The following is an 11,781-nucleotide window of genomic DNA, read 5'->3' as shown; positions in this document are numbered from 1 at the left end:
ACTACCAGCGACGACACCAGCAACCAGCGCCCAATCACGAACTACAGCTGGAGTACTAACCGGCATCGCCGCTCACGAGGTCCGAAGCTTGCTTCGCCGCGGCCGCGGACCTCGCGAGTGCTTATGCCGGTTGGAACCGGTGCCAACACTCACGACCCAGCGGCGCGGGTCAGCCCGCCTGTTCCCTCGCCGGCGTGGGCGCGCCCACGCCGCTCGGAGCCGTATTAGCCCCGGGCCCCGGTGCGCCGCTGGGGCGTGCCGGGACCCGGGGTTCTTCCCCTCGGCCGGGTGGTTCGGGGGTCAGCCGCCTGCCATGGCTCCGATGATCAGGAACGGCTCGGCTCCGGAGAGGACCGGGGCGGGCAAAGCGGTGTCCGGGGCGGTGTTCGACAGGTCTTCCTCGCAGGCGAAGAACCGGACGAACGCGCGGCGTTTGCCGGTGGTCGTGTCGCGGATCGTGCCGCGCAGCTGGGGGTAGGTGCGTTCCAGAGCGTCCAGCAGGGCGTCCCGGGTGGGCGGGTCTTCGACCGGCAGCTCGATTTCTCCCTCGACCTTCGCCAGGCGGCGCAGGTGCGTGGGCAGTTTGACGCGGACGACGGTGGTCATCGCAGGGTTTGCACCTCGACCGAGCACACCGCGGGCAGGTCGCGCACGATCGGGGCCCAGCTTTCGCCCGCGTTGTTCGACGCGTAGACCTGGCCGCCGGTGGTGCCGAAGTAGATGCCTGCCTCGTCGAGGGTGTCGACGGCCATCGCGTCGCGCAGGATGTTCACGTAGCAGTCCTGTTGCGGCAGGCCCTCGGTGAGCGGTTCCCATTCGTCGCCGCCGGTGCGGCTGCGGTACACGCGCAGCTTGCCTTCCGGCGGGTAGTGCTCGGAATCGCTGCGGATCGGGACCACGTACACCGTTTCCGGTTCGTGCGGGTGGACCGCGATCGGGAAACCGAAGTCGCTCGGCAGGTTGCCGCTGATCTCCCGCCAGTGGCCGCCCGCGTCGTCCGAGCGCATCACGTCCCAGTGCTTCTGCATGTACAGCACGTCCGGCCGCGACGGGTGCAGGGCGATCCGGTGCACGCAGTGGCCGACTTCCGCGTCCGGGTCCGGGATGCCGTCGGAGTGCAGGCCGCGGTTGATCGGCTGCCACGTTTCGCCGCTGTCGTCGCTGCGGAACGCGCCCGCGGCGGAGATCGCGGCGAACATCCGCTTCGAGTTGCTCGGGTCGAGGATGATCGTGTGCAGGCACAGCCCGCCCGCGCCCGGCTGCCAGCCCGGCCCGGACGTGTGCTTGCGCAGCCCGGTCAGCTCCTTCCAGCTCTTCCCTCCGTCGGTGCTGCGGTACAGCGCCGCGTCCTGCGCTCCCGCGTACACCGTGTCCGGGTCGGTGAGCGACGGTTCCAGATGCCAGATCCGGGTGAACTCCCACGGTTTCAGCGTGCCGTCGTACCAGAGGTGGTCGCCCGCCCCGCCCTCGTAGGCGAAGTCGTGGTCGACCTGGCTCCAGGTCTTCCCGCCGTCGTCGGAGCGCTGGATCAGCTGGCCGAACCACGACGTGGACTGCGACGCGTACAGCCGGTCCGGGTCCGCGGGCGACCCGGCCAGGTGGTAGACCTCCCAGCCGCCGAAGTGCGGGCCGTCCACCTCCCATCGGGTGCGCGCCTCGTCCGAGGTGAGAATGAACGCGCCCTTGCGCGTGCCGACCAAAACGCGAACTCCAGGCATGCCTTCTCCCTCACTCCCTGCCCCTGACCAGGCTCAACCTAATCGCGCCAGACGGGAGCCGCCTCTCCATTCTTGCGCTCCCGCCGAGGCCAGCGGCGGCAGCGCGACGAGCACCGGAGGCGACCACGCGGGCGCGACGTCCAGCCGGACGTCCTGGCGCAGCGGCGCCGGCCCGGCCCGGATCCGCACCGGGCGGGCCGCCGCGCCGACCGCCCGCACGCTCGGCGCGAGCTGCCCGCGCGGGCCGGCGGCCGACGGCAGCGCGCAGGCCAGCAGCCGGTAGGTGCCCGGCGGCACGCCGACGAGCGTGAACTCCAGGTCCGGCCCGAGCAGCGAGCCGCTGACCGGGATGCCGCGCGCCGACGATCCGGCGAACAGCCCGACGTAGACCGCGGGCGCCCCGTCGAGCGCGGCGACCGCGGCCGGGCTCAGCAGCGCGCGGCCGGTGACGGCGCCGCCCGCGCAGTCCGGCCCCGCGACCCGCACCGGTTCCGGCGGGTGCTCGGCGAGGAGACCGGGCAGCTGCCGGAACTGGTGCGGGCTCACCCCGACCGCCGCGGTGAACCGCGTGGTGAACGTGCCCGGCGCGGAGAAGCCGACCTCGTGGCAGATGTCGACCACCTTCTCGCCGGTGTCCAGCAGCAGCTCCTTGGCGAGCTGGAACCGTTGCGCGGCAAGGAATTTGCCCGGCGGCAGGCCGATCTCCCGCTCGAACGCGCGCGCCAGGTGGAACGGGCTGTACCGGACGTGGTCGGCCACGTCCTCGAGCGTGAGCGGCCGGGTCCGCCCGGCGGCGAGGAACCTCGCCGCCTCGAGCACGGCGTCCCGCATGTGCACACCTCCTCGGATGTGCCGCCATGGTAAATCCGCCCACCGACAATTCCGGGAATCAGCCGTCTTCCAGGTCGAGCACGACCGCCGAGAGCGGGCAGCCGACGCAGGCGAGCACATAGCCGCCGGCGCGCTGCCGCTCGGTGAGGCAATTCGGCTGCTTCATCGAGACCTCGCCCGAGCGCAGCCGCACCAGGCATTCGCCGCAGTTTCCGACGGTGCACGAGTACGGCATCGGCAATCCCGCGGCGAGGCCGGCGTCGAGCAGCGTGTCGCCGGGTTCGACGACGGCCGAGCCGACGTTCTCGACGATCATTTCCTGCGGGTCGGCGCTCATTTCCACCGAGCCGGAAGCACCGCTGGTGTACCGCTCTTCGTGGAATCGCTCGTCCGGCACGCCCAGTTCCGAGACCGCGTTCCGGGCCGCCGCCATCACCGGTTCGGGGCCGCAGACGCAGTACTCCGCCGACGGGGACGCGTCGCCGAGCCACCGGCGCAGCAGGTCCGCGTCGATCCGGCCGCGTTCGCCGGTCCAGCCGTCGTCCGGACGCGACAGCACGTGCGTGACCCGCAGCCGGCGGGGGTGGCGGCGCTGCAGCCGGGCCAGCTGAGCAGCGAAGATGGTCTCCTCATGGGACCGGCTCGCGTACAGCAGCGAGATCCGGCCGCGGCCCGGCCGGGAAAGCCGGGTGCGCAGGACGCTCATCATCGGCGTGATCCCGCTGCCCGCGGCGATCAGCACCAGGTCGGCGCGCGGGTCCGGGTGGAACGAGCCGGACGGCCCGCGCACCGAGAGCCGGTCGCCGACCCGCAATTGTTCGTGGACATAGGACGAGAAACGGCCGCCGTCGACGTGCTTCACGGTCACTTCGAGCCGCTTTGTCCCGGGCACGGACGAGGCGGAATAGGCGCGGCGCACCGACCGGCCGCCGAGATCGGCGATCAAGGTGAAGAACTGGCCGGGGCGGAAATCGAATCCGGCTCCGTCTTCCAGCGCGACGGTCACCGTTCGCGGGGTTTCCCGGCGGATCTCGGCGACGCGCACGGTGCGCAGCGGGCGTTCGAGTTCCGGCGCGGAATCGGCGTAGCCTTCGTCGTGCAGCTGGCTGCGGTATCCGCGGTCGATGGCGAATCTGATCAGTTTCGGGAACCTCGCGGCCAGCTTGAACAGGAATCCCGGCGGCGCACCGGCGACGCGGCTGAGCGACGCGTGTTTCACCGCCAGCGCCATCAGGTCCGGCACCTGGGTGCGGTCGACGTGCGCCTCCGGATGCCACAGCCGCGACCGCTCGATCGCTTCGCTGGGGACCAGTTCGGCGTGCGTCACGTCGATCAGCAGGGCCGCCTGAGGGAGATTTCCGCGCAGCGACAGGGGTTCCAGCAGCGCGGGCTCTGCGGTGAGGGAGGCGGTGCCGCGCAGCTGGAGGACGTCGGTGCGGCCGGGGACGAGCGCGGCGAGCGCGAGTTCCGGGTCCTGCAGGAGGTTGCGGGCGGTGTCGGCGCGTTTGTTGCCGTTGCGGTCCGGGATGAGGATCGTGCTGCCGTCGACGACCTGCGCGAAACCGGGCTGGTCGCCGCGCGGGCTGGTGTCGCTGCCGCCGGTCGCGTCGCCGGTGGTGAGGACGAGGAACGGGGCGCGGGCGAGGAAATCGGCGACGCCGGGCCGGTTGAGCGGGCCGTCGGCGACGGGGGACGGCTGCGCGGCGGGCACCGGGCGCGGCTGCCAGAGTTTGGAGCGGAAGACGCACCGTCCGCAGTGGACGTATGCCTCCAGCAGATCCACCGCCGTTTCGGGGCCGTCCGAGGCGGCGACGGTTCCGTTGATCCGCAGGGTTTCGCCGACGCCGGGCAGCAGGAGCACGAAGGAGATGCCCTGGCCGAGCGCTGGTTCCGGGGCGTGGGCGGGCAAGGCGAACGAGAGCCGCGTGGAGGAGCGGACGCGCAGGAAGCCGGGCGCGCCGCCGACGAAGGTGCTGTGCCGGCCGCCGTCGGCGGTCCGGTAGCCGCATCCGGCGAACGGGGAGTGCGCGAGGATCGTTTCGCAGCCTTCGTCGAGCCGGTCGAGCTGCTTCAGCTTGATCGCGGGGCCAGGACGGCCGATGGCGGCTTCCAGCTCCTCGACGGTGGTCATCCGGCGGGGCTCGGTCGCCAGGTTTTCGCTGGTCATGACTCTATTGTGAGCATTAGCTCGGGTATTCGGCTACTCGCTTTTCGGCGCCGTGCGTACCCGGTGTTCACCATGGGCACGGCGGGGTCCGGCGGCGGCGGGTGCTCGCATTCCGGGCCGCGGCGGGGTGACAAATGGCAGGGGTCTGCCCGGTTCCCGGCTGATGTGGTGAATCGGCAACCTGATCCGATGAGGAGAGACCCTGATGCTGAAGATCGCACTTGTCGCCACGGCGCTGGCGGGGGTGGTGTCGGCGGCGCCCGCGTCGGCCGGGCCGCTGCGGTGGAGTGCCTGTCCCGGCTCGCCCGTCTTGCAGTGTTCGAAAGTGACCGTTCCGCTGGACTACCGGCATCCGGACGGCCGGAAGATCGACGTCGCAGTCTCCCGGTTGTCCGCCGCGAAGCCGGAGAAGCGGCGCGGCGTGCTGCTGATGAACCCCGGCGGACCCGGTGTTGCTGGGTTGCGCGCTCCGACCGCGCAGCCGTTCCCGCAGGCGGTGCGCGACAGCTACGACATCGTCAGCTTCGACCCGCGCGGGGTCGGTGCCAGTGCGGGGCTGACCTGCAATCTCACCGATGCGCAGAGGACGGCCGCGGCCAACCCGCCGTACCCGCACAACCCGGCGGACGTGGCGAAGTCCGCCGAGCTGGCGAAGCAGATCGCCAAGCAGTGCACCACTTCGGACACGGCTGACCTGCTGCCGTTCATCACCACCGCGAACACCGCGCGCGACATGGACCGCATCCGCGAAGCGCTGGGGGTGTCGAAGGTTTCCTACTACGGCGAGTCCTACGGCACCTACCTCGGCGCGGTGTACACGACGCTGTTCCCGGAGCGAAGCGATCGCGTCGTGCTCGACAGCAGCCTGCCGCCGGAGGGTTACGACGTCGAAGCGCTGCGGGCGCAAGCACTCGGCTTCGAGCTGCGGTTCCCGGACTTCGCGAGGTATGCCGCGGCGAAGGACCAGCAGTATCACCTCGGCGCGACTCCGGCGGCCGTCACCGCGAAGTACTACGAGCTGGCCGACCGGCTGGAACGGAAGCCGGAGTCCGGGTTCGACGGCACGGCGTTCCGCGGCTTCACGTCCGGGGAGATTCGCAACGACGCCAGTTTCAAGGAGCTTGCCACGTACTGGCACCTGCTCGACACGCACCAGCCGCTTCCCGGGACCGCCGCGGCGAAGGAAGACAGCGACCGCGGCACCTTCCCGGTCGGCTACCTCGGCGTGCTCTGCGGCGATTCGCAGTGGCCGACGTCGGTGCGGACCTATCAGCGCAACGTCGAGACCGACCGGGTCCGGTATCCGATGTACGGGGCCTACACGGCCAACATCCGGGCGTGCGCGTACTGGCCCGCGCCGGCGGAGCCGAAGGTGCGGATCACCAGCGGCGGACCGGCGGACGTGCTGATGGTGCAGAACCTCCGCGACCCGGCGACGCCGTTGCCCGGGGCGCTGCGCACCCGGTGGGCGTTCGGCGGCCGGGCCCGGATGGTCACCGCCGACCAGGGCGGCCACGTCGCGTACGGCGCGGGCGCGAACGCCTGCCTGAACGACGCGGCGACGGCGTACCTGGTCGACGGGAAGTTCCCGGCGCGGGACCGGTTCTGCCCGGCCGAGCGTTCCTAGTCGGCACCGAAGATAGGAGCGAAGAAAGCGGCCAGCTCGGCGGTGGCGGTGAGCGGCAGGACGTTCGCGACGTACTGGTCCGGGCGGACTACCACCACCGCGCCGTCGGGCGAGATGCCGCGGGCACTGAAGATCTCGTCGCCCGCGTAGACCTTCTCGTAGTCGATCAGCCCGAACGGCCCCGTCCGGGGCAGGAAGACCGTCGGGACTTCGCCGAGGTCGACGTCCTCGTACGGCTGCGGGTAGATCACCTTGACGTCGAACCAGGCGTCGGCGTCCAGGTCCTTCGGCGTGTGCGCCACGACCGGTGATTCCGGGGAGTTTCCCAGCCAGTCGGCGAATTCGGTGACCGAAGCGGGCGCGGCGGGGGCGAAAACGTAGATGCGCCACCGGCCGTCGGCCTGGGCGTGGTGGCCCAGCTGGACCAGGTTCGCGTCGCAGACCCGCATCGCGGGGGCCGATTTGAAGCGTTTGCCGATCGGGAAGCCGGTCGCGAGGTCCTGGTGCTCCGGCGTCGCGATGAGCACCGAGGGCTGGTAGCAGGTCATGAACCCGGACGGGAACTCGAAGGTCTTCACGTAGAACTCTTCCAGCTCCGCCGGATCGGCCAGATCCTCGGGCCGGGTCGCCATCAGGGTCGACCATTCCTTGTCGAAGTCGATGAGGTTCTTCGCGATCAGCTGGCGTTCCGCGGAGTACGTGGACAGCAGCGACGCGGGACCGCGGCCGTCCAGGACGTGGCCGAGTTTCCAGCCGAGGTTGAACCCGTCCTGCATCGAGACGTTCATGCCCTGCCCGGCTTTCGCGCTGTGCGTGTGGCAGGCGTCGCCGGTGATGAAGACGCGAGGCAGCCGGGAGTCGCCGACGGGGACGTCGTCGAACTTGTCGGTGAGGCGGTGACCGACTTCGTACACGCTGTGCCAGGCCACGTTCTTAACGTCCACAGTGTAGGGATGCATGATCGCGTTGGCACGCGCGATGATCTGGTCGATGGTGGTTTTCCGCACCGCTCCGTGGTCTTCCGCGGAGACTTCGCCGAGGTCCACGTACATCCGGAACAGCGCGCCGCCCTCGCGGGGGATCAGCAGGATGTTGCCCCCATCGTGGGACTGGATGGCGCATTTCGTGCGGATGTCCGGGAAGTCGGTGACGGCGAGGACGTCCATCACGCCCCATGCGTGCAAGGCCTGGTCGCCGACGAGTTCCCGGCCGATCGACTCGCGCACCGCGCTGCGGGCACCGTCGCAGCCGACCACGTACTTGGCCCGCACGACGCGATCCTCGCCGGCGCGCGGGCCAGTGGTGTGCCGCAGCGTGACGGTGACCGGGTATTCGTCGCCCTCGGTGACGGCGAGGGACTGGAATTCCAGGCCGAAGTCGGGCGTCATCCGGCTCGGCGAGTGGGCCATGTACTCCGCGAAATAGTCCTGCACGCGGGCCTGGTTCACGATGAGGTGCGGGAACTCGCTGATCCCGGTGGGGTCGTCGGGCACGCGCGACGAGCGGACGATGCGCTTCGGGTCGGCGGGATCGGGCTTCCAGAACGACATCGTGGTGATCCGGTACGCCTCCTCGACGATCCGGTTCGCGAAACCGAAGGCCTGGAACGTTTCCACGCTGCGGGCCTGGATGCCGTCGGCCTGGCCGACCTCGAGCCGTCCGCCGCGCCGTTCGACGATCCGTGTGGTGACGTGCGGGAACCGGGACAGCTGCGCGGCGGTGATCATGCCCGCCGGGCCGGTGCCCACGATCAGCACGTCGACCTCGTCCGGCAGTTCCGCGGGCCGGTCGATCCCGGTTCCGGCGGCGGGCAGGACGCGCGGTTCGCCGGAAACGTAGCCGTGGTGGTGGAACTGCATGGATTTCCTCACCTCACTGTGAAGCGCCCGGGGGACCGTGTTCGATAATCGAACTGATTGTTCAATTATTGAGTACATCGATGCTAAGGTGGGCCGCTCCGGTGCACAAGACCCCGCGGGGAAGGACCGAGTCGTGACGGAAGCCAAGCAAGCGGCCGGGTCGCAGACGTTGTCGCGCGGGCTCACCGCGCTGGAAGTCCTCGCCGAGGCCGACGCGCCGCTGTCGATCGGCGAACTGGCGGCGCGGCTCGGGCTGCACCGGTCGATCACCTACCGCATCGTGCGCACGCTCGAAGACCACGGGCTGGTCGTGCGCGGCGCGAACGGCGAACTGGAGCTGGGTGCGCGGCTGGCGGCGTTGGCGCGCAACGTTTCCCGTGATCTGCAGTCGACGGCGCTGCCGGAGCTGACCGTGCTCGCGAACGAACTGGGCATGACGGCGTTCCTCGCGACGCTCGACGGCGAGGACTCCGTGGTCACGCTGGCCAGCGTCGAACCGCGGCAGGCGACGGCGGCGGTGGCGCAGCGGCCGGGCAGCAGGCACCCGATCACCGACGGCGCGCCGGGGCGGGCGATTCTGCAGCAGCTGCGCGGGGAGAAAGCGCCGTACGAAACGAGTCACGACGAGGTGATCCCCGGGCTGTCGTCGATCGCAGTGCCGCTCGCGGTGCCCGGACAGCATCCGGCGGCGCTGGCGGTGGTGTATTTGACCGGTCCGGCGGATGTGGCCGCGATCGGGGAGCGGCTGGAGCAGGCGGCGCGGGTGATCCGGGCGGAGCTGCATCCTTAGTGGACGGTGGGTTCGGCAGCCTGGGGAAAACTGTTCGACGCCGAGCCGTCCGCCTGAAAGAGTTGCCGACTATGACTGATCTGCTGACCGCCGCGGACGTCCAGCTCATGCAGGGCCTCGCGCAGCGGATCACCGCCGTGCGCCAGGACCTTGTCAACAGCGACGCGGCCTATGGCGAGCTGGCCTGGAACTGGGGCAGGGGGCACGCCGCGCAAGGGGCGAGCTGGGTCCGCCGCCTGTGGTTCGACGGAGGCGGAGCCGACCTCGTCGCGTGGGGCTGGGCGCAGCTGCCCCGCAGCGTGCGGCGCAGTGACGGGTCGGTGAAGGACGTCACCGGCGCCTACCTGGCGTTCCAGGTCCATCCCGACCACGCCGAGCTGGTTGACGAGGTCATCGACTGGTTCGACACCACCGCGGACGGCCTCGAACGCACCGTCCTGCCCGGCGCGGCCGACAAGTTCGGCCTGGAGCGCTGGGCGGCGCACGGCTACGAGCCCGATCCGGACGGTCTCGGCGACACCGGATCCTGGACGCAGCTGAACGAACGCGACCTCGCCGACCTGGAAAAGCCGGTGCTGCCGGACGGCTTCCGCTTCCGCACCGCCACCGAGGCCGGGCCCGCGGCGGCGTTCCAGGCCCATCTGGACGCCTGGGGCGTGACCGCGTACTCGCCGGAAGGCTACGAGGGCGTCCGCGCGACCCCGGCGTACCGCGGCGACCTGCACGTCCTGGTCGAAGCGCCGGACGGGACGATGGCCGCGTCCACGATCATGTGGCTCGACGAGGCGAACAAGACTGTCGAGTTCGAGCCGGTCGGCACCCATCCGGACTACCGGCGGCGCGGGCTGGGCCGGGCGATGCTGCTGCACGGCATGGACCGCGCGCGGGCGGCAGGGGCCACCCACGCGACGGTCGCTTGCCTTGGCGCGCCTGGACATCCGTCGGCGCGCGGGCTGTACTACAGCGTCGGGTTCCAGGAGATCTGCCGGGACGTGCCGCTGCTCAAGCCGGCGTGACGCGGGGGTGCACCCGGCAGTTGGTGTGAAGGTACCGCGCGCGGCCGTCCGCGAAGTCGTACATCGCGACTGACTGCGTGTCTTCGAGCGGATCCGCTGGCGGCAGCAGGAAAAGCGTGTCGCTCACCGGAAGCAGTTCGTACCGGACGCGGTGCGGTTTCCCGAGGAAATCCGCCTGTCCGGGGTCGATCGCCAGCGTCAGGTGCAGCTTGCCGGACTCGGCGGACACCTCGTACCGCGCGCCGGGACGCTCGTAGACGCCTTCGTACCGGGACGGGTCCAGCTTCCGCGCGGGGTCCGGCGCGGGCAGCGCCGGGACGGCGGCCTCGGTCAGGACCTCAGAGAACACCTTGCGGCAGAAGCTTTCCCGTGGTCCGCCGTTGGTCAGGATCGCGACGGCGGTCTTCGACTCCGGCAGGACCCGGAGCCGGGCGTTCTGGCCGATCGTGCTGCCGTCGGTTGCGTAGACGGTTTCGCCGTGCCAATCGCACACGATGAGCCCGAGCGCCCATTCCGGTCCGAACAGCAGCGGATCCGGCACCGGCACTCGCGAACTCTTCATCTCCCGGAGGAGTTCGGCCGGGAGGATGCGGGTTCCGTTCGCCGCCACGCCGTCGTTCAGCAGGACGTGCGCCAGTGCGAGGACTTCCCCGGCGGTCGAAGTGATCCCGCCGCCGGGACCGTACGCGCGCGGCAGGTGGTCGATCGGGGTGACGATCGGGCCCTCGGCCGGCGACCGGATCAGGTGCCCGGTCGCCGCCCGGGTCGCGTCCACCTGCTCGGGACGGGTGTTCGTGCTGGTCAGGCCCATCGGGGCGAAGAGCCGGTCGCGCATCAGGCCGTCCCAGGTTTTCCCGTCGGCGACCTCCAGGATCCGCGCGAGGATCGCGTACCCCAGCGCCGCGCTGTAGCCGTGGGTGCGGCCGAGCGGGAAGACCTGCGGCGCGTCGGCGATGTTCTCCGCCATGCGCGCGCAGACGTCGTCACCCTCGCCGGGATCGCCGTAGGATTCCTCGATCCCGTTGGTGTGGTTCAGCAACTGCCGCGGCGTGACCTGCGCGCTGGTCACCGGATCGGCGACGGCGAAGCCGGGCAGATACGTGCGGACGGGCTCGTCGAGATCGGCCTTCCCCTCGCCGACGAGCTGCAGGAACGCCAGCGCGGTCCACGTTTTGGTCATGGATCCGCACTGGTAGACCGTTTCGGTCGTCGCGGGCTCTCGCGTTTCGACGTTCTTGACGCCGACCGCGAACTCGGTGCGCCGCCCGTCGCGGAGGATGCCGACGGCGGCGCTCGGGATTCCGTACTCCGCCAGGAGTTCGGCGAGCCGCGCTGCGTCGAACGTCATCGCGCGAGACCGACCGCGTTCACGGCGTCCGCTTCGAAGTATTCCGTTGCGGCGTAAGCACCGGCGTGGGTCTCGAAGAACGCCCGGACCCCGTCGACGGTGTCGTGGGCGATCACGTTCACCGCTTTGCCGCCGTCGGTGCTCGCGATCGCCAGCTTCCACTTCGCGCCATGGGGGAGTTGGGCATGCGCCATCTTGAGGCTGCTCCAGAAGCGGGGGTGATCGGAGACCGTCGATACGGCCAGCACGTGCGTCATGGTTTTCCTCTCTTTCCGAATGCGGAAAAGCTACGTTGCGTTTTCTCCTTCGTCAACATCAAAAGAGCCAGTTTTCCCAGTTAGACGCAGATTATTGCAATGGGTATGAGAGTGAATGCAATTACCCGCGGCAGGTCGTTGCAATGTACTGTGGACGAATGCACGAGG

10 protein-coding genes are annotated in these 11,781 nt (G+C 70.1%); 3 read left to right on the top strand and 7 right to left on the bottom strand.

What is annotated here, in order from left to right:
• Nucleotides 1–300 precede the first annotated feature (300 nt).
• Genes ACFSVL_RS36770 through ACFSVL_RS36755 form a run of 4 tightly spaced genes read right to left on the bottom strand, consistent with a single transcriptional unit; the run spans nucleotide 301 to nucleotide 4,716 of the window.
• Complete coding sequence (locus tag ACFSVL_RS36770; protein WP_378311142.1) at nucleotides 301–606, bottom strand: MoaD/ThiS family protein; 306 nt, start codon at nucleotides 604–606, stop codon at nucleotides 301–303.
• Complete coding sequence (locus ACFSVL_RS36765; protein ID WP_378311140.1) at nucleotides 603–1,718, bottom strand: WD40/YVTN/BNR-like repeat-containing protein; 1,116 nt, start codon at nucleotides 1,716–1,718, stop codon at nucleotides 603–605. Before ACFSVL_RS36765 ends, ACFSVL_RS36770 begins: the two co-directional genes overlap by 4 nt.
• 33 nt (nucleotides 1,719–1,751) lie before the next feature.
• Nucleotides 1,752–2,549: a helix-turn-helix transcriptional regulator gene (locus tag ACFSVL_RS36760; protein ID WP_378311139.1), complete on the bottom strand. Its 798-nt coding sequence runs from the start codon at nucleotides 2,547–2,549 to the stop codon at nucleotides 1,752–1,754.
• A gap of 58 nt (nucleotides 2,550–2,607) precedes the next feature.
• The gene (locus ACFSVL_RS36755) at nucleotides 2,608–4,716 is read right to left on the bottom strand and encodes a 2Fe-2S iron-sulfur cluster-binding protein (RefSeq protein WP_378311137.1); all 2,109 of its coding nucleotides are present in this window, start codon (nucleotides 4,714–4,716) and stop codon (nucleotides 2,608–2,610) included.
• Nucleotides 4,717–4,921: 205 nt separating this feature from the next.
• Here ACFSVL_RS36755 and ACFSVL_RS36750 point away from each other — a divergent pair, with 205 nt between their 5' ends.
• On the top strand, nucleotides 4,922–6,343 hold the full coding sequence (locus ACFSVL_RS36750) for an alpha/beta hydrolase (protein ID WP_378311135.1): 1,422 nt from the start codon (nucleotides 4,922–4,924) through the stop codon (nucleotides 6,341–6,343).
• Here ACFSVL_RS36750 and ACFSVL_RS36745 read toward each other — a convergent pair.
• Nucleotides 6,340–8,202 carry an FAD-binding monooxygenase gene (locus tag ACFSVL_RS36745; protein ID WP_378311133.1) on the bottom strand — a complete coding sequence of 621 codons (1,863 nt, stop codon included), beginning with the start codon at nucleotides 8,200–8,202 and terminating at the stop codon, nucleotides 6,340–6,342. The genes ACFSVL_RS36750 and ACFSVL_RS36745 overlap by 4 nt on opposite strands.
• Nucleotides 8,203–8,335: 133 nt before the next feature.
• Between ACFSVL_RS36745 and ACFSVL_RS36740 the strand changes: the two genes are divergently transcribed.
• Both ACFSVL_RS36740 and ACFSVL_RS36735 read left to right on the top strand, forming a co-directional pair.
• Complete coding sequence (locus tag ACFSVL_RS36740) at nucleotides 8,336–8,992, top strand: IclR family transcriptional regulator (RefSeq protein ID WP_378311131.1); 657 nt, start codon at nucleotides 8,336–8,338, stop codon at nucleotides 8,990–8,992.
• Nucleotides 8,993–9,063: 71 nt separating this feature from the next.
• Nucleotides 9,064–10,008, top strand: coding sequence for a GNAT family N-acetyltransferase (locus ACFSVL_RS36735; RefSeq protein WP_378311129.1), 945 nt, complete (start codon nucleotides 9,064–9,066; stop codon nucleotides 10,006–10,008).
• Here the strand turns inward: ACFSVL_RS36735 and ACFSVL_RS36730 are convergent.
• Together ACFSVL_RS36730 and ACFSVL_RS36725 are read right to left on the bottom strand one after the other, a co-directional pair.
• A complete protein-coding gene (locus tag ACFSVL_RS36730) occupies nucleotides 9,995–11,356 on the bottom strand; it encodes a serine hydrolase domain-containing protein (protein WP_378311128.1) in 1,362 nt (453 codons plus the stop codon). The genes ACFSVL_RS36735 and ACFSVL_RS36730 overlap by 14 nt on opposite strands.
• Nucleotides 11,353–11,613 (bottom strand): hypothetical protein, encoded by a 261-nt coding sequence (locus ACFSVL_RS36725; RefSeq protein WP_378311126.1) that lies wholly within the window; start codon nucleotides 11,611–11,613, stop codon nucleotides 11,353–11,355. The genes ACFSVL_RS36730 and ACFSVL_RS36725 overlap by 4 nt, the downstream gene beginning before the upstream one ends.
• Nucleotides 11,614–11,781: the final 168 nt, after the last annotated feature.

Origin of the sequence: Amycolatopsis silviterrae (assembly GCF_042684085.1) — a bacterium.
GTDB lineage: Bacteria > Actinomycetota > Actinomycetes > Mycobacteriales > Pseudonocardiaceae > Amycolatopsis > Amycolatopsis silviterrae.
This window is presented reverse-complemented; position numbering and strand designations above follow the sequence as displayed.

Excerpts from the sequence above, each read along its gene's own strand:
- ACFSVL_RS36745 (WP_378311133.1), bottom strand. The coding sequence starts at position 8,202 with ATGCAGTTCCACCACCACGGCTACGTTTCCGGCGAACCGCGCGTCCTG.
- ACFSVL_RS36770 (WP_378311142.1), bottom strand. The coding sequence starts at position 606 with ATGACCACCGTCGTCCGCGTCAAACTGCCCACGCACCTGCGCCGCCTG.
- ACFSVL_RS36750 (WP_378311135.1), top strand. The coding sequence starts at position 4,922 with ATGCTGAAGATCGCACTTGTCGCCACGGCGCTGGCGGGGGTGGTGTCG.
- ACFSVL_RS36755 (WP_378311137.1), bottom strand. The coding sequence starts at position 4,716 with ATGACCAGCGAAAACCTGGCGACCGAGCCCCGCCGGATGACCACCGTC.
- ACFSVL_RS36765 (WP_378311140.1), bottom strand. The coding sequence starts at position 1,718 with ATGCCTGGAGTTCGCGTTTTGGTCGGCACGCGCAAGGGCGCGTTCATT.
- ACFSVL_RS36725 (WP_378311126.1), bottom strand. The coding sequence starts at position 11,613 with ATGACGCACGTGCTGGCCGTATCGACGGTCTCCGATCACCCCCGCTTC.
- ACFSVL_RS36730 (WP_378311128.1), bottom strand. The coding sequence starts at position 11,356 with ATGACGTTCGACGCAGCGCGGCTCGCCGAACTCCTGGCGGAGTACGGA.
- ACFSVL_RS36735 (WP_378311129.1), top strand. The coding sequence starts at position 9,064 with ATGACTGATCTGCTGACCGCCGCGGACGTCCAGCTCATGCAGGGCCTC.
- ACFSVL_RS36760 (WP_378311139.1), bottom strand. The coding sequence starts at position 2,549 with ATGCGGGACGCCGTGCTCGAGGCGGCGAGGTTCCTCGCCGCCGGGCGG.